The sequence below is a fragment of the Pedobacter sp. 22163 genome, assembly GCF_052045595.1.
GTDB lineage: Bacteria > Bacteroidota > Bacteroidia > Sphingobacteriales > Sphingobacteriaceae > Pedobacter.
In genome coordinates, this window is the sequence record NZ_JBQEPM010000010.1 from 206513 (window position 1) to 225669 (window position 19157).

Consider the following 19157-nt stretch of genomic DNA (forward strand, 5'->3'; position numbering starts at 1 on the left):
TCAAAACTTGACTTCTTTGGTATAACCCTCACAGGTTTTATCGTCTTAAATCATTGACTTAGGACTATGGACTCCAGACTAAGGACTACCCTATCGTCCCATCCAACCGCCGTCAACGGTCAAAATTGTTCCATGAACATAATCGCTGGCAGATGATGCCAAAAATAATGTTGGTCCTTTAAAATCTTCTGGTGTTCCCCATCTTCCGGCAGGAATACGCGATAAAATAGACGTGCTTCTATCCTGATCTTCGCGTAAAGCTGTAGTATTATCTGTTGCAATATAACCTGGTGCGATCGCATTTACATTCACGCCTTTTGATGCCCATTCGTTTGCAAACGCTTTGGTTAAAGATGCTATTGCCCCTTTACTCGCTGCATAACCGGGAACAGTAATTCCACCTTGAAATGATAATAGGGATGCAGTGAAAATTACTTTTCCGCTTCCTCTTGCTATCATTTCCCTTCCGATTTCGCGGGTTAAGATAAATGGCGCTGTTTGATTCACCGCAATTACTTCATCCCAATATTCATCCGAATGCTCAGCAATCGGCTGACGTAAAATCGTTCCGGCATTATTTACCAAAATATCGATAACGGGATGATCGGCCTTAACCTGAGCTGCAAATGCCAGGGTATTTTCGCGTTTACCAAAATCGCACTGATAAGCATAAAACTTTCTACCCAGTGCTAAAATTTCTTTTTCTATAGCGCTACCCTGCAGTTCAAGACTTGCAGAAACACCGATAACATCGGCACCAGCTTCGGCTAAAGCTAAAGCCATGGCTTTTCCTATTCCTCTTTTACAGCCGGTAACTAATGCAGTTTTACCTGCTAAATTGAATATGTTTGACATGTTTTTATTCTATGATGCATTTAAAAGATCTCGCCATTTCGTTACCGATCAGAAATCGGTACCCGATCCGATAGTTCTAGGACCGAGATAACGATAAGAATTTATTTCAGTTCAGTAATGGCGCAATGATCCATATCGCCATAATCTAAGTTTTCGCCAGCCATACCCCAAATAAAGGTATAGTTGCTTGTACCTGCGCCTGAGTGGATAGACCAGTTTGGCGAAATAACCGCCTGATCGTTCTGCATCCAGATGTGTCGGGTTTCCTGTGGTTGCCCCATAAAATGACAAACACTCTGCCCTTTTGGAACTTCGAAATAGAAATAAGCTTCCATCCTCCTATCGTGCGTATGCGCAGGCATGGTATTCCAAACACTGCCCGATTTTAACTCGGTCATACCCATTTGTAATTGGCAGGTTGGCAAAACACTGTTCACCAACAACTTATTTATTATTCTATGGTTCGCTGTTTCAGGCGTGCCCAATTCTACAATCTCTGCTTCGGCCTTGCTTACCTTTTTATTAGGGTAAGTATGGTGTGCAGGGGCAGAATTGATGTATAATTTAGCTGCTTCACCTGGTGTGGCAGATTCAAAAAATACTTCTTTTGTACCCTTACCAATGTATAAAGCTTCTTTATAATCCAATTCGTATTTTTCGCCGTCAGCAGTAACTATTGCTTTTCCACCAACATTGATAATACCCAGTTCCCTACGCTCTAAAAAGTAGGTTGCTTTTAAATCATCAGGGTTTGGAAGTGCTATTTTCTGATCAACAGGCATTGCACCCCCAACAATATATCTGTCAAAATGAGATAAGGTTAGGTTTACCTGGTTGGCCTCAAATACGTTTTCGATCAGGAAATTATCCCGCAAAGCTGCGGTATCCATTTGTTTAACTTCTTTAGGGCTTTGCGCGTAACGGCTTTCGAATTTGTTCATTGGTTAAAAATTGAGTTTTGCGATGGGTCCTGAACCGATATCAGATCCTATCCGCAAATATATTTATACGATACTTATTATTTGTATTAATACTCAACTTTATAATCCTTTTTTATGGTTTCTCCGCTCCAGGCTTTTAAACTGGTCCAAGGTGCAGGTGCATCTGTCCAAAATTTATTATCGGCAGGTAAACCCAGGGTTAAAAAGCCTAAGGTGGCCATGTATAAACTTCCGGTAGAAGTATAGGTATCAGCCACTTCTGGTTGATGACCATTAAAACCCAGTACCAACCATCCTTTATCATCAAAATTCTGGTTTCCATCATACAGTTTATGCATAACTGCGGTTAAGCCGCCACGAACTTGTGATGGTTTTACATATTCTGGCAGTTTCTCCATTAACGCTGCTTGCGCCAGGGCCTGAAAGGCCGCCGTACGGTAAGTGATTGAACGGCCATAGGCAGGATAAGTGCCTTCCGGTGAAATGATCCTTTCCAGATATTCAGAATAACGTACCATCCTTTTCAAGGCTATATCATAATCGGCCTGAGATGCTCTTTTTTTATCGGCCAATACCTTTAAAAGATCAACCAGCATAGGGTGGATCACATATGAATTGTAATAATCCATGCTAAATTTTTCGCCATCACTGTACCAGCTATCGCCCACATACCATTCTTTCATTTTATTGATCGAGAACTGAACACGGGCAGGATCGTACTGTTCACCAATGCTCAGTAAAAACCCTTCAGTTAAGCCCGAAAACAATAACCAGTTGTTGTAGGCACCACTTCTGGTGCGCAACGACTTAAATTCTTCTATAAATCTTTTTTTGGTGATTTCATCAAGCGGCTCCCAGAGCGCTTTTGGCGCACGCAAAAAAGCATGTGCAACATAAGCTGCATCAACAATAGGTTGGCTTTCAGACCTGTAACTAATATAATCAGGACTTTCGGGGTTTACTGAATTGGCCAAACCTTTTAAAAGCTCGGTACGCATGGTTTTTCTAAGTTTACCTTCCGCAGAGTTGTCATCAGGCAAAGCCAACCATGGTGCAACTCCTGCAATGGTACGGCCCAAGGCTTCGAGGTAAGTAACTTTGGCTACGTTTAAGCCGTAGCCAGGGGCTTTTTCTAATGGCATGTTCTTTTTTAAAGTTTCATTGGCCAGGTTATGGATCACCGGGTAGGCAATGCGGTTTAAGGTTTTAACCCAAAAAGCACGGTCTTCGGCACCAGTTGCAGGTTTCTTTTGTGCGTTTGCCAACTGAGAAAAAATCAGCAGGGCAGAAAAAATCAGTTTATATTTCATTTTCATTATATATGTGAGTGTTAAAACTCAATGTTAGATAAATTATTTGGAGAGCGGGTTTCTGTGCTACGATTCAGGTTTCTTTCCGCTTTCCGTTTTATCCTGATGAAGGATCAGGATGCTCACTCCATCCGATAGCTATCGGATCAGGTCTAGGTGGTACGGCAGGCATTACTATTATTGGCAGTCCTTGCACAAGCCCCAGTTCATAAACCCGTAGTAGCGAGCATCCCGATTATTTTCTATCGGGATAAAGCGAATAACGGGGCTGCTGCCTCCGAAGCACTAAGAACTTTCATTTCCAAATAAAAAACTAAGATTTAATGTAAGTTTTGGCTAATCTAAACAGCATCTAAATCTCATGTTTAATATTTTCTATAAATACCATTTTTTATACCTGGCCAATGCTTCCAAATAATAATAATCGGCATAAATTAAAGGTACATCTATTTCGCTGTTTAATGGGTAAGCGCCTGTGCTGTGCATTAGCAAAAAGCCACCGTTTTCGCCTAATTTAGCATGATAAGCACTGCTCGAAAGCGAATAGATCATGGTTTCGGCCGCAGATTTGAATGCTGTTTTTTCGCTCCCCGAAGTGTACTGACCAAGCTCTAACAATGCCGAAGCCATCAGTGCGCCTGCAGAAGCATCGCGTTTGGCAAAGGGAATCCCCTGTGCATCAAAATCCCAGAAAGGAATTTTATCGGCGGGTAAATTTGGATGGTTCAATATAAAGTGCGCAATACCTTTTGCCTGTTTTAAATAGATGGGATTTTTGGTAAAACGGTACATCATGGTGTAACCATACAAAGCCCAGCCCTGCCCACGCGACCATGCAGAACAGTTTGCGGCACCCTGCCAGGTAACTTTTTTAATGACCTTACCAGTTTGAGGGTTGTAATCAACCACATGATAAGAGCTGAAATCAGGGCGGAAATGATTTTTTAAACTAGTATTCGCATGGATAACCGAAATTTCTTTATACTTCTTATCACCTCCATTATCGCTTGCCCAGTTCATCATTTCAAGATTCATCATATTATCAATAATTACCGGGCACTCCCACATTTTGCTTTTATTCCACGATTGGATAGATTTTACAACAGGGCGGTAACGCGTCGCCAAAGATTCTGCCGAACGCTGAATTACGGCCTTATATTCTGGCTTCCCGGTTAAGCGGTAAGCATTGCCAAAGCTGCAGTACATCATAAAGCCTAAATCGTGGTTTCCTGTATAGGTCTGGTTTGGCTCTATTACCTTTAAAGCTTTCTCAGCCTCTTGCTTAATCTCCGCATTTTTGGTCTGTTCGTATATGTACCACAAACTGCCAGAATAAAAGCCGCTGCACCACCACTTAATGTCATAATTGATGGATTTACCCTTATCGAAACTTTGAGGTGTTTTACCTTCAGGTATATTTTTAGCGAGTATTTTATATTGATCAGCTGCGAATTTAAATTCATCGTTAATTAACTGAGCCATTGGCTTTTTCTCGGTCTGCGCAAATGAAACTGAACTGCCAAGCATCAGCAATGCGACAGCGAAATTGATTTTTTTCATAGTTTAATAGTATGTGTGTATTATTCTTTAATTTTAAAACTCGCCGTAGCGCCTGCAAAGGCGCCAGCCGACAGATTACAATCTATACTTTTTGGTTTCGATAATCCAGGCAGCTTTAACAACACGCTTATAGTTGCATTTTCCTGTGCGGGATCTGCGATATATAACGTAGGGTTTTTACCGTTTAAATCTTTAATGTAAACCGTACATGGCTGATCTACCTGAAGCGAAAGACCATTGGCAGCCAGTGTTCCCGCTTTATAAAAAACGGCCTGCAACATATCCAGTCCGGTATGTTTTACAGCCTGCAGTTCATCCGTATTTTTTAATATCTGTATCATCGATCGGTTGTATTTTTTTAAACCCGCAGCGTTAATTCCCGGTACTACGATGTATTGATAGCTGGCATTCTGAGGATTTATACCATGATTTAACCAGATTTTAAATACGTTATGTTTAAGTTCAGTTTTACGCTGAAAATGGTTGATGCGGTACCAGTTTCCGGTTTGTGCTTTACTGCTGATTTCTAAATTCCCACCCTGTGGAAAAATATACCCAATACTATCATGAACTGCCCAGCGCTCGCCTTTAGCATTGGCATGCGCTCCTTTGGGAGAAAGCACATCGCCCCTTAACCAGGCCTGATTGACTGTTGTGGTGATATTTTCTTTTGTACTGCTCTTAATCCCAGCACCCAGGCACACCACTTCCCTATCAAAAAAGAACCATGCTTTTTTTGCCTGAACACTGTCGTAATTTAAATCATAACATGAAACGCCATAAATACCGTCGCTAACTCCCCCAACAAATTTGGTTGTACCCGGAATTCCCCATTCCTTTAATACTGTTGCACCATTATCATCAGGATAATCTCTACTGGTGGTTCCAGGGATTTTATCCCATTCCCAAACAGGCATGAGGTTGGCATACTCCGATCCGCTGCGCTGGATATTGGTTGCCCCATCGGGGAGAAATTTCCCCAATATGTTTTCATTGTTACCGCGTTCTGTCCGTAAAGTTCTCGTTGATGCCGTTTGCACGCTAAAGGTATAAGCAGGGCGAAGGTGCAGGGTGTAACCACTTTTCCAATATTGGTTATGTGAAGCTGTTATCCCATAATCAACAGGTTTTTTCCCTGATGTCCTTAATGTTGAAGCATCCCAGTAAGCCGCATTTCCGGGATTAAATAGTTTAATTTTTCCTACCATCCCCCCCATTCCACTACTTAACGAATCTTTACGACTAATGCCTCGCCCCCGTACATTAAAATCGTAAAACGAACCTCTTATGGTTTTTAAGAAAGTATTTTTAAGGTAATTTACCAAAATAGCCAGTTGATCTTTCGGTAAAGCATATGCTGTTCCACGCAAATAGAAGGCCGCATTTACCGAATTTCCGGTAAACACCCTTCCATAACTGGCAATGGCCTGCTGTTTTCCATGCTGATAATAACTACCATCTACCTGGACACCTTCCTTGCCATCGGTTATGGCAATGGGTTCGAACAGGTATTTTGCAGCAGAATCGAGCGTTGCCTTATTCTGCGTTAAGCAGGCACGATATAAATAATGTAGTGCTTCATCAGAGGTGTTGGCACCATCGCCAGTCTTTAATTTTCTGATCATCCTTTTAATCAACGCTTTTTCTAACTCAGAAGGAAGCCCTTCCTTTGCACTTCGCATTAATATTAAGGTTTGCCCAATCGCTTGGGGGTAAAAAATATCATTGTACCACCAATTTTTGTTCTTCGGGTTTTTATCCAGCCAGTTCCGTAAAGATTTAACAATGGCACTGTGTAGCTCAGCGTTATTATAAAATTTATTCGATGTGCGGATGTATACCGTTGCCATATCTTTGATCCGTTTTAAAGGATCATACTGCGCATCGGTATAATTAACATCCTGCCAGCTGCCATCGGCATTCAGATTTTTAAGATGACTGGTAACCTCTTCTGCTAAGGCTTTATCTTTAACAAAAGTCTGCAAATCGTTATTAACACGTTGCAGGATGACATTAAAAGGTTCATTTTGGGCATTTGCCGATATTACCATCAGCATCAGACCTCCTACCAAAAATCCAAGTCTAACCTTTCGGTGAACCTTTATTTTGCCGTTTGTTTTTTTATTTACAGGAAACATCCTTTTATTTTTTATTTAAGCCCCAAAACCAGTTCTGATATTCACTATAAGGAAAAGCCGGCGCTTGTTTTTCTTCAAAACTTGTAGAAACCAGTTGTAAGGTTTCTCCGATTATGGTTTTACTGATTTCAATTTTGATTTTTTCGCCTTCTTTATCCTGCTGATAATCTATTTTACTCCGCTTATCCGATCGGATGGAAAATTTATCCATATTGCTCACCAGCGTTAAGGCTCCTCCCTTTAAACTGGTTATTCTAATATTTTTTGTCTGCCCGTTTTGCATATCTGCACTAACCAAAAAAGCGCCTTCTGCCCTAAGTTGTTTAAACGATACATCTTTCCAACTGGATGGAATGGCCGGGAAAATCCTGATTTTAGCTCCCCAACTTTGGATCAGCATTTCCTGTATTGATGTTGCTGCTGCCAATGGCGTTTCGATCACTGGTCCCGATTCGCGATAAAGGGTATTGGGCTGCATAAAACGATCGAACAGTTCGTTTAACCATTGGTAGGCCATATCACCGTTTTCCATACCTGCGTAAATAGAAGCCGCGCCACTGAAAGAAAATCCTGCAAGCGCATTCTTGTACATAAGCCAGTTTTTCAGAGACAAACTGATCAGTTCCTTATTTTCTGGCTGTTCCCAATTCACCAGGTTATATGGATAAATCATCAGTAAATGTGAATAATGCCTGTGTGAGCTATTTAATGGCACATCTTTACCGATTAAAAAACCAGTATCTCCTACAGGAAAAGATGCCAGGTTTTTCAATATCGGGCTCCATTTACCGGCATCTGCATCTTTCAATTGTTGCTCCCCATTCACCTTAATTAAGGTTTGCAGGGCCCAGCTTAAACTCGATAGGGCATAGTTTGCATCTTCTACGTTTTTGTATTCAGGAGAGTGAGACATTGGAAAATGATAAATCCCTTTCTCATCCTGTTTAAGCTGATGGATTAAAAAATTTGCCGATCTTTTCAGTAAAGGGTAAATTTTAGTACGGAGCGCCTGCTCATCTTTGGTATAGGTGTAATATTGGTAATAATAATATAACATCCAGGTAAGGTTTGCAGGCTCAAAAGTCCCCTTGTTTATTTCTGCTTCAGTTATTGGACTTACCAGATCGTAAGAAGAGCTCCTGCCTATGGCAGCAGCATCATTACGCCATTGCACCGGAACATTATTGATTAAACTTTGCCGATGAACATTTAAAGTTTTAAACAGCGATTCGCCGAGTTCTAAATGGTTGGCGGTAAAAATTGGAGAATAAGTAAGCTGGGTATTTAAATTCCACCAGATGGCCGGCCAGGGCGTTGCAGCTGTCCACGGCCCCATTAAGTCGGCAATGGGTTTATCTGCACGGGTAATGGAGGCGAGTTTATAAAGCTGTATCCAATAAAAATTTTCCATGCGTTTATCGGGCAGGGCAACAAAACTCTGCTGATAATAACGGTGCCACCAATTGCGGTGTGCAGCAATACTTTCTTTATCGGTGTTAAAGTTTTTAAGGTTATTTAAAGCTTCCTTGGTTTCATCGAGACTATTATACCCATCATAACCTACACTTACGAGCAGTTTGCCCGCGCTGTTATTACCTTTAATTTGATAAGCCGTGGTATAACCACCATTATTGAGTAAGGGTTGATTACAAAAGGTATAACCGTTATCAATAGTTACTTTTACAGGAGGGTTTTCCCGATAATTTGCAGGCTTATCTGTTGGGTAGGCCTGAAGGTACCTCGGGCTTATACTTTTACCAGGGTTCCATTTCCAGGCTGAAACCTTTTCTTGCTGGGTTGCATTAAGCGACATGCTAATTATATTTTGATTGGCTGCAACAAAGGCTGTAAACGAGATTGTTCCCTTTGTAGTGAATATACTTCCTTTAGCTTCGGCATTGTAAATATCAAGTTCTATTTTAGCACCTGTTATTTTACCCTCAGTTTTAAGCGTAAAATAGCCAATAGGCAGGCGTGACTGGGTATACAGTTTACCAGCGCCGGGCATTAATTTCTCACGGTGATCCACTACATCGCTCCTGCCGATATCGAAGCGGATCAAACTGTCGTTTTCTTTATAAATATTGGTACCAAGCAGCCCGTTACCCAGGATAATACCACTGTAATAATCTTTACCAAGACTATCCCACTTTAAATTTTGCCTGGCCATAAAAATGGGCCAATTTACCTTACTGGCTGGTATTTGAGCCGCACAAATAATGAACTGCAATACTAAAAAAGGCAGCAGCAGGCATACTTTCAGCATACTGCAGGTATATTTTAACTTGTTAAACGACATTTTCCATTTGATTTCGTTTCAATAATAAATTTTAACCTTAAAAAAGCCACCAAGCTAGGCAAGGTGGCCCCAAACTAACGATACTAACCATTTTTTTTACCAGATCGAACGGATGTTTCTTTATTTTCTACCAGCCTGGATTTTGGATCAAAGCTGTATTTTTTGCTATTTCTGAAGCCAACATTGGGAATAAACCATAATTGGCAGGAAAATGATGTTCGCGCACATCTACATATTCGTAACTATAGGCATTACCCGTTTTAGTTATTTTAACGCCCCGTATTGGCTTTTCAAAATCAACCACAGCTGTTTTCCATCTTCTCGCATCCCACATACGGTGTTCTTCCATAAACAATTCTATATCACGTTCTTTTTGAATAATGGTCCGCATTTCATCTTGTGTTGCATCGGCCTTAATTCCATAATTACCATCTGTACCTGCGGTAATACCAGCACGTTCTCTTATTTTTCTTAATTGGGCATATACTTCAGGTACTGGTCCGCTGTATTCGTTAAGTGCTTCAGCATAGTTCAATAAAATTTCTGCATATCGAATCAGTCCCCAGCATCGCTCACCGTTTCCTGTAGAGTTTTCTAAAAGATATTTACGGGGAAAGTAGCCTGTATTAAACCCAAGCGGTCCACTCACAGCATCCGTTGTACCAGAACCTACATAAGTATTTACCGGAGCAGCATTATTACCACTTAAAATCCATGGGGCACCATTATAAATTACAGAATTGGCAAAACGGGGATCACGGTTGGCGTAAGGATTGGCCGGATCGTATAAAGAACCCACTTCATTAATGGCTTTCCCGTTAATCATCGGAAACTTATCTACCGTTTGCTGACTTACTGTAAAGGCATAACCACCAGATCTGCTTTGTGGCAATAAAAAAGATTCAAACTCACGTTGTGCACCCCTCATTGCAGCAAACAGGTATTCGCTGTTTACCCGCATCTGAAAAACCTTATAAAAACCATATCCGTTTCTATTGGTTGTACCGCTTGGTGCACCGTTATCTACATATAAAGAATAGTTACCCGTATTGATGATATCTGATGCGCCATCCGCAGCTTTTTTCCAGCGTTCTTTATCGTAAGCAGCATAACCTGTTAAATCGTGTAGTTCGCCAGATGAGGCTAATTGGCCACCGTTAAATAAAGGGCTTGCAGCATATAATAAAACACGCGATTTTAATCCCATGCAAGTTCCCTGCGTAATACGCCCGTAATTTTGAGGCAAAATGGTTACATTGGTTGGTAAATCTGCTTTGGCAGCTTCGCATTCTGAAACGATATAATTTACGCACTCCTGGTAGGTAGATCTTTTTAAATTAAAATCCTCGGTAATATCATAAACCTTATCGCCCAGTAATGGTACACCTCCAAATGCCCTGATCAATAGGAAATAATACCAGGCCCTTAAATATCTGGCTTCGGCAATCATACCTTTTTTAGTTGCAGCACTCAACGGTGCACCCCCAATATTTTGCAGAAGCACATTTACCCTTCTGATATTTTGATAAGGAACCGACCACATGCCGGTAAAATCGCTGTTGGTTGAGCTTTTAGATATCAGCCCAAAAGCAATAACTACTGCCGAATTTTGGGTACCGTTGTAACGGCCCGCAACACCTTCATCAGCCGCACCTGCATGCCCCCCGGCATCCAGGTATTGAATATCGTATTGAAAACCAACCTGCTGATAAATACGCGTTAAAAACGCCTGGGTATTAATACTATCGGCAAAAGTGGTTTCTTCGTTTAAGGTAGTTAATGTACTCTCGTCCAATAAGCCTCCTTTTTTACAGGAATAGCTGATGATGATGAGTGCAAATAAGGCTATGATAGAAATTTTCTTCTTCATGATCATTTTAATTAAAATGTAACATTTAATCCAAGATTATAAATACGCTGTGTTGGATAAACACTGATTACCGTAGTGGTACTGTTTCCATTTTCGGGGTCTACCTGGTAAAGGTCAGTTACGTTGGTCCAGGTAAGCAGGTTGTTTCCATTGGCATATAGTCTTATCGCCGAAAGACGAAGTTTCTTAGCCAATGCGTTTGGAAACAGGTAACTGATTTCTGCCGTTTTTAAACGCACATAATAATTGTCTCTTGTCCAAAAATCAGAGAAATTATTTGTGGCATTTGGAAAATTGGTTACCGCATTGCCACCCAATCTCGGAAAAATAGCTGTAGCAGCTGTTTCCGGCGTCCAGCGTTGCAAATGTATCGGTTGATAGTTCGAGTTTCCTGGCGTAATAGTCTCTGAGTGAAAACGGGTACTATAACCGTAAGAGCCTTGAAAAAATACATTCAGGTAAAAGTTTTTATACCCGAAATTAAAATTTGCACCATAGGTAGTGTTTGGCAGATTTGGTTTGCCAATTACTCCTTTATCGGAATCGTCAATGATTTTATCACCATTCAGGTCCTGATATTTCATATCGCCGGGTCCAACAGCCGTTGTTGGTTTGGCCACATTGGGATCTGCAATTTCTGCTGCAGTATAAAAGCCTAAAAAATGCCAGCCAAAATACTGTCCAATCGGATTGCCTGTTGCCGCTAACCAAGGGTAAGCAGGCTGTGCTTCATCCTGATAGAGGATTTTATTCTTGGCGTAAGAGAAAGTTAACCTTACACCTGCTGAGAAATCGTTAATTTTTTCGTTGTAACTTACCTCGCCATCAAAACCTCTGTTGTTTACCTTACCCAGGTTAACTGGTGGTAAACCTACCCCAATAGTAAAGGGAACACTTTGTCTGGTGGTTAAAATATCGTACCTGTCATTGTTGAAATAATCGGCAGTAATTTTAAGTTTACCTTTAAACATATTCAGGTCAATACCTACGTCAAGTTTCTTTTCCTTTTCCCAGGTTACATCCAGGTTTCCTAAACTACCTTCGGTAATTCCGTTATATGAGGTGCTTGTTGTACCAAAATTGTAAGAACCAGAGCCTAAAGTATATAATTGAAGAAATTTTTTCGCACCACCAATATCATCTGATCCCACCATACCATATGATGCCCTGATTTTAAACAGATCTATAAATTTCATATTGTCTGAGAAAAACTTCTCTTCAGAAATATTCCAACCTATCGATGCCGCTGGGAACCAGCCTTTGGTTTTAGAACCGGTAAAACGGTCAGTACCATTGTAGGCAGCGTTAAATTCAATCAGATATTTGTTTTTGTAATCGTAACCACCCCTCAAGGTCGTCCCTGTAATTACTGTTGGTACACCCGGGCCCTGATTGGCATCAGCCGTTGTGGTTGAATTAATTACACGGTTATCGTTATATAAAACCAAACCATATACACGGTGGTCGCCAAAATTACGATCGTAGTTTAAAGATGATTGTGTACTTAAGGTACGGAAAATACTGGTATTGCTATACCCAGCTGCAAATGGTGGTGTACGGTATTGCGTAGCGTTTAATGGCAGATAAAGCCCTGTAGCCGAATTATATAAATAATATGGCAAAGCAGTTCTACTTGCACTTACACTATAACTTTGTGCACTTGCGTACGATAATAATACTTTTGCTGCTAATCCAGGCGTTATAAAATCTAACTTCTGACTGGCGCTCGAAACAATATTCAGGTCATTATCAAAAGTTCTCGAATATCCTGACTCTGCTAAACGGCCGATAATACTGGTATTTGCATTGGTTAATAGAGGATTATATGGATAAGAGCCATTTGGATTGGTAACCGGGAAAGCCCAGGGCGGTAAATAACCACCGCTATAAATTTCGCCAACAATACCGTTTCCATTTGCATAATAAGCGTTGCCCTGTTGCGAATTAAAAGGCTGGTTGGTTTCGCCGAAACGTCCGGTTAAATCTAAGCGGATACTTAAGGTTTTCGTTGCCTGAATATCTAAGTTCGATCTAAAATTATAACGTTTGTAATAGAAATTACTGTTTACACCGTTATCCGAGCTAAAATCCCTGACATTACCGTTCTGCCATAAATAACCTGCCGATACAAAATATTTTACACTTTCTGTACCGCCCTGAAAATCGAGATTTTGCCTGGTAATCATCGCGCCTGGTTTAAAAATAGTTTTCCACCAATCAATATCTGGGTGTCCGTATGGATCGGTATGATCCCGGTAAGCGGCCAAATCTGCCTCGGTTGCGAAAGCTTTGTTGGTTAAATCGCCCGAATTCCTTAGTGCTTCATTGTTCAGTAATTTGGCCTCGTATGAATTTAAGAATTCAGGGGTATTTACATCCATCTGATAACCTGCCTCTGATTTTAAATTAATCCGTGGTTTACCTGCTAATCCTCTTTTGGTCGTAATTACCAATACACCATTAGCACCTTTAATACCGTAAACGGCAGTAGTTGAGGCATCTTTTAAAATGGAAACAGTTTCTACTTCATTAGGATCGATATCAGAAACCTGGTTATAATCATATTCCACATCATCGACAATAATTAAAGGAGAGGTACTCCCCGCGTAAGTGCTTACACCCCGGATAAAGAAAGCAGCTCCATCTGCCCCTGGCTGGCCACTTCTTTGTTGTGAAGTAAAACCTGGTAACCGGCCTGCAAGCGTATTCTGGATACTCGCACTTGGGTTTTGCTTAATCTCTGATGCCGAAATAGAACTGATTGCCCCCGTATTGGTAATTTTCTTTTGCTTACCAAAACCAACAACCAAAACTTCATCTAAGCCTTTGGTATCGGCCTTTAAATTGATGGATACTACTGTTTTTCCAGCTACGTTAACCTCCTGGTTTAAATATCCGATCGATTTAACAATAAGGGTTTTTGAGGTTCCCTTTAAGGTAAATTGAAATTTGCCTTCGCCATCGCTCACGGCACCATTATTGGTTAAGCCTTTCTCTACAATTGTAGCGCCGGGCAAGGGCCCTGAATTGTCGACTACAGTTCCTCTAATAACCGTTTGCGCCAAAGAAATACCGGGCAAGAGGATAAAAAGGATTAATAATTTATATAATATTTTTTGCATAACATGTATGGTTATCATTTAACAATTTTTAAAATCTCCAATTACCAGCCTGGATTTTGCGTTAAGTTTCTGTTCTTGTTCACCTCGCTGGCTGCAATTGGATAACGATACATTTTAGAAGCATCGAAAGATACATTGAGGGCATTTGTTTGGGTATAAGAGAATGAGCCATTTGCATTTTTAATAATCTGCATGCCATGCAAAGTGCCATTCAGTACCGTCCCGGCAATTTTCCATCTGCGTATATCCCAAAAACGCTGCTCCTCGAAAGCCATTTCCACCCTACGTTCGTGCCTGATGGCCTCCCTCATTTCGGCCTGGGTCATGGTAGCTTTTAGTCCATGTTGATAACCTACTGTACTGCCTATTGCAATACCCGCCCTTAACCTTAAAGCTTTCAATTGGTTAAAAGCTTCAGTCCTGTTTACGGCATTATCTGCCGCTTCGTTCATGGCCTCGGCATAATTGAGCAAAATCTCTGCATACCTGAAAATGGGGAAGTTGTGTGTTTGATTGCTGTAAACTGACGCACTTTCAAAAGTTTCGTTCAAAAATTTACGCATGTAATAACCAGTTCGGGTTTGTACGTTTACCGCACTTCCTGGTCTGTCTAAACCGCCATCATAAGTTTGGATTATCCTATTTAACCATTTTGCGTTGTTATGAAAAATAGTCCTGTAAAACCTCGGATCTCTGCCTGTGTAAGGATCTGCAGCGTTATAACCCGATGCCGGATCGCTAATTGCTCTTCCGTTGCTCATATCAAATGCATCAACCAGCTCTTGGGTTGGGCTAGTGTAACCAGCGCCCGATGCATTGGTGGCGGTATAACCCACCGGAGCATTCCTGGTCTCCAGATCGAAAGTTACCGCCCGCTGGTAGGCAAGAATAACCTCACTATTTTTTCGTGTGTTAAAAACTGAAGTATAAGCCGTAGTTAATGAAAATATATTCAGGTTCATTACATCTTTAGCGGCTTGCGCTGCCGAAGCCCATTTGGTTAAATCGTTTGTTGGATTGTTCAATGGACTGGCATCGTATAATAAAATCCTTGCTTTTAAGGCAAGTGCAACACCCTGGGTAACTCTCCCGTAATCTTCATCAGCAGCCAGCGTATTATCAGGTCTGGCGATAGCCTTTAAAGCATCACATTCATCAACCACATATTTAAGGCATTCGGCGTAGGTATTTCTTGGCAGCTGAATATTATCATCCAAACCTAAAACCCTGTCACCCAATAATGGCACCCCTCCAAAACGTTTAATCAGTTCGAAATAGGCAATTGCCCTGAGTATTCTGGCTTCTGATTTCCAGTACACTTTTAATCCTTTTTGATTTAAAGGAACCACATCAATATTGGCCAGAAATATATTGGCTTTCCTAATGGTTCTGTAATTATTGTCCCAAGAGTTATCTACCGTAGCAACCGCAGAAATACGGCCGTTAACAAAATACTCGATGGTACTTGCCGGCGATGAACTAATCGCATCATCAGATGCAGCATCTAATACATCATTGCCAATTCTATTGTATCCATTTGGCAGATAGGAATAAATATCAGCCAAAAATGTTTTAGCCTGTATCCCCAGCGAGTCTGTTTTATCGAAAACGTAAGTAATATCCTGACTGGTCGGCTCTGTTTCATATAATGGTTTCTTACATGCCGAAAAACCAATGATGGTAATGGCTAAAACACCAACTATTTCTTTTATCTTAATTTTCATCTGTTTATAATTTGTTTTTAATGGTGATGGTTGCCAAAGGCATCCCTTTAAGACGATCATGATTGCAGAATTTCCCTGAACGCGGTCAACTTATCTTCATGATTTTTCATATCAACCCAGCATTAAAATTTAACATTTAAACCAGCGTTAACTACCCTTTGCAGCGGGTAACCGTTTCCATAAACCTCAGGATCTACCCTATCGTAACCCGATAATGTAACCGCGTTTACCGCATTTACAAAGAAGCGGATAGAAGCAAGTTTTAGCTTATTGGTTAGTGGCTTGGGCAATGTATACCCTAATTCAATATTTTTTAATCGTACATAACTTCCATCGTGCAGCCAGTATGATGAGGTGGCCTCGTTATTCGGATTTGAACCAATAGTTAAGCGCGGCTGCGTGGCAACGGCCGCTGTAGCAGGTGTCCATCTTCCAAGGTTTTGTTCAAAGGCCTGCCCTAAGCCATTGTTCTGGAATGCCCATTCTGTAGAACCCGACACATAAATGTAGCGGTTTTGAACACCTTGTAGCAATGCAGAAAAATCGAAACCTTTATAGCTGAATCCTAAATTTAAACCATAAAACCAGATTGGATTATTGTTTTTGAGCGACTGTATATCAAGTTCGTTGATAATGCCATCATTATTTAAATCTTTGTATTTAATATCGCCTGGTACCGGGCTGTAACCTTGTATTTTGGCACCAGCGTTAATCTCGGCCTGGTTCTGAAATAAACCATCGGCTATATAACCAAAGGTCTGATCTTCGCGCTGTCCGGTTCTAGCCATCCATGGATATGGCCTATCGATCTCATCCTGATATTGAATGATTTTTTGGAGTGAGAAAACATTTGGCGCAATGTAATAATTAAAGTTGCCCACATTGTTGCTGTATTTCAGATCAAACTCTACACCCGAATACCTGCTTATTCCTATATTTTCTGCAGGATAGGCAGTGCCCAATAATGCCGAACTTCTTCCCCTGGTTTGGATCAGATCAAAATTCTCATTATTGAAATAATCGGCAGCTATAGACAGCTTGTTGTTAAACAAAGTTGCATCAATGCCCAGGTTATACTGGTTTGCCTTCTCCCAGGTAATTTTTGGATTGGCCAATGTACCTTCTATTGTTCCGGTAATTGCCGTTGGCGTAGTACCATAATTGTAAGAGGCACCTGTTACGTAATATTGTTTATAAGCAAAATAACCAGCATTTGCATTACCGGTATAGGCATAATTAGCTCTTACTTTAAGTGCATTTAACCATTTGGTATCTTTTAAAAAATCTTCTTTAGCAATATTCCATCCCAAGCCAAAGCCATAAAAGAAACCAAAACGGTTGCCCTCCTCGTATCTATTTAAGCCGCTATAACTTAAAGCAACCTCGGCTAAATACTTTTCTTTATAGTTATAATCTACCCTTCCCGATAAATTACTGAAGATCATCGGAATCTGGTTAGCCGTTTGTGCACTTTGCGAATTGTATTTTAAAAGTGCGTTAATGCTATGGTTACCATAGGTTTTATCCAAGCCTGCAGAAAAATCAACAAATAAATTTCTGCTCTGACCAGAATTGGTAGAAAGGTTGATCTGCTGACCATCTACACCAAATTTCTGATATACATCAGGGTTGGTACCCGCCAGCTTATAAACAGCATATTGTTTCGTACGGATAATGTTTTCTGATACACTCGTATTAAAACTGGCCAGGGCTTTTACCCATAAACCTTTGGTCAAATTATCCAGCGTTTTCCGTAAAGAAATATCAGCAGAAACATCGCGTGTACTGTTGTAAAAATAGCCTGAGCGTGTAGTTGCGCCCCACAAATTAGTTTGATAATCGGAACTACCGGCCAGCGAGCCATTGGGGTTAAAAACAGGATAGGCATTATTTGGCGTAGCTGCCAATTGTGCAAAAATATTATTCCCGCCAAAGTTTGACAAGGTTGTTCCAGTAGTAAAAATGGCTGTATTGGCACCTGCTCCACCCGGCTGATTACCATTTTGGATGCGACCAAATAAGTTTAAGTTTAACAAAGTGGTTGGCGTAATATCAATATCGATATTGGTACGGACCAAATACCTTTTGTAATCGGTATTGGTGCTGTAAGTATTTTGATCATCCTGTTTAAGAATGCCACTCTGATTAAGGTAATCTACATCAAGAAAATACCTTGTTGAGTTGCCCCCTCCGTAGGTATTTAAATTATAGCGGCTAAAAACAGTATTTGGTTTTAAAATGGTTCCGTACCAATCTACATCGGGATGAAATACAGGGTCTGATCCGTTTGCCCAGGCATTTAAATCAGTCGCGCTATAACGTGGTGCTTTACCATCATTCGCCAGGGCTTCGTTGTACAAAGTAGCATAATCAAAAGCACTGAGAGGTTGAGGCAATTTAATAGCCGATTGCAAACCCGCCTGAGCCGTTAGCGAAATCCGCTGCTTTCCAACCTCCCCTTTTCGTGTGGTTATCATCACTACACTGTTAGAAGATTGCTGTCCTAACATTACTGTTGATAAACCATCTTTTAGAATGGTAACCGATTCTATTTCTTCAGGATCGATAGAAGAATAATCTCTCGGCACGCCATTTACCAAAACCAATGGTGTATTACCCCTAACGGTAATACTTGTTCCATCGGCACCTGGCCTACCGCTGCTTTGTAGCGTATACAAACCTGCAAGCCTACCCGATAGGGCATTATTTATTCCTGCTACCGGAACCTTAATCAAATCGTTGTTATAAACGGTCGAGGTAGATTGCAGATTGGTTGTTACGCTTTGCTCCCCATACAATACTGGTGTGGTAGCCTGGCGTTTCTGGCTTTCGCCTAAACTAATGTTCAATAAAGCCTGGTTTGCCTCTACTTCTTTTACTAAATAGCCGTTAAGTGTAAAGATTAAGATATCGCCTTCTACTGCGCTAATTTTATACTTCCCATTCTTATCGGTAGAAACACTGGTACCGGTTTCTTTAATCGAAACCCTTACCCCAAATAATGGATTCCCAAAATTATCGGTCACCGTTCCCGTTACTTCCAACCTATGGTTTTTAGTAAACCCAATTTTGCCAGTTACATGGCTTTTGACTCGTATGGTATTTGCATTGGCCACACTTGGGCACACAGCATATACGGTTAACGAAAAAAGCATTAATTGCTTAAAGTAAGTTTTCCTCATATTTTCTTGTTTGTTGGCTGGTTGTTTGTCCGTGGCTAAGGAATGACAGAATACTCCCTTTGCGTGCGGGTTAATTTTGGCTATTAAATATCTGGTTATCGCGATGCAATCAGTTACAAATGCATAATGCCAAATCTATTTAGAAGAGAAAAAAAG

The 19157-nt window shown here is 40.8% G+C and carries 10 protein-coding genes; all 10 read right to left on the reverse strand.

The window, feature by feature from the left end:
- Positions 1 to 90: 90 nt before the first annotated feature.
- A complete protein-coding gene (locus tag ACTJKN_RS23200; RefSeq protein ID WP_440828081.1) occupies positions 91 to 855 on the reverse strand; it encodes an SDR family NAD(P)-dependent oxidoreductase in 765 nt (254 codons plus the stop codon).
- A 101-nt stretch (positions 856 to 956) separates the two neighbouring features.
- The gene (kduI, locus tag ACTJKN_RS23205) at positions 957 to 1796 is read right to left on the reverse strand and encodes a 5-dehydro-4-deoxy-D-glucuronate isomerase (RefSeq protein ID WP_440828082.1); all 840 of its coding nucleotides are present in this window, start codon (positions 1794 to 1796) and stop codon (positions 957 to 959) included.
- Between the two features lie 86 nt (positions 1797 to 1882).
- Positions 1883 to 3112, reverse strand: a complete 1230-nt coding sequence (locus tag ACTJKN_RS23210; protein WP_440828083.1) for a DUF2264 domain-containing protein — start codon at positions 3110 to 3112, stop codon at positions 1883 to 1885.
- Between the two features lie 369 nt (positions 3113 to 3481).
- Positions 3482 to 4666 carry a glycoside hydrolase family 88 protein gene (locus ACTJKN_RS23215; protein ID WP_440828084.1) on the reverse strand — a complete coding sequence of 395 codons (1185 nt, stop codon included), beginning with the start codon at positions 4664 to 4666 and terminating at the stop codon, positions 3482 to 3484.
- A gap of 20 nt (positions 4667 to 4686) precedes the next feature.
- Complete coding sequence (locus ACTJKN_RS23220) at positions 4687 to 6804, reverse strand: polysaccharide lyase family 8 super-sandwich domain-containing protein (RefSeq protein ID WP_440828085.1); 2118 nt, start codon at positions 6802 to 6804, stop codon at positions 4687 to 4689.
- 4 nt (positions 6805 to 6808) lie between these two features.
- Positions 6809 to 9103, reverse strand: coding sequence for a glycosyl hydrolase family 95 catalytic domain-containing protein (locus tag ACTJKN_RS23225; RefSeq protein WP_440828086.1), 2295 nt, complete (start codon positions 9101 to 9103; stop codon positions 6809 to 6811).
- 127 nt (positions 9104 to 9230) lie between these two features.
- Positions 9231 to 10973: a RagB/SusD family nutrient uptake outer membrane protein gene (locus ACTJKN_RS23230; RefSeq protein WP_440828087.1), complete on the reverse strand. Its 1743-nt coding sequence runs from the start codon at positions 10971 to 10973 to the stop codon at positions 9231 to 9233.
- An 11-nt stretch (positions 10974 to 10984) separates the two neighbouring features.
- Positions 10985 to 14095: a SusC/RagA family TonB-linked outer membrane protein gene (locus ACTJKN_RS23235; protein WP_440828088.1), complete on the reverse strand. Its 3111-nt coding sequence runs from the start codon at positions 14093 to 14095 to the stop codon at positions 10985 to 10987.
- Between the two features lie 41 nt (positions 14096 to 14136).
- A complete protein-coding gene (locus ACTJKN_RS23240) occupies positions 14137 to 15819 on the reverse strand; it encodes a RagB/SusD family nutrient uptake outer membrane protein (RefSeq protein ID WP_440828089.1) in 1683 nt (560 codons plus the stop codon).
- Between the two features lie 122 nt (positions 15820 to 15941).
- The gene (locus ACTJKN_RS23245) at positions 15942 to 19001 is read right to left on the reverse strand and encodes a SusC/RagA family TonB-linked outer membrane protein (RefSeq protein ID WP_440828090.1); all 3060 of its coding nucleotides are present in this window, start codon (positions 18999 to 19001) and stop codon (positions 15942 to 15944) included.
- Positions 19002 to 19157: the final 156 nt, after the last annotated feature.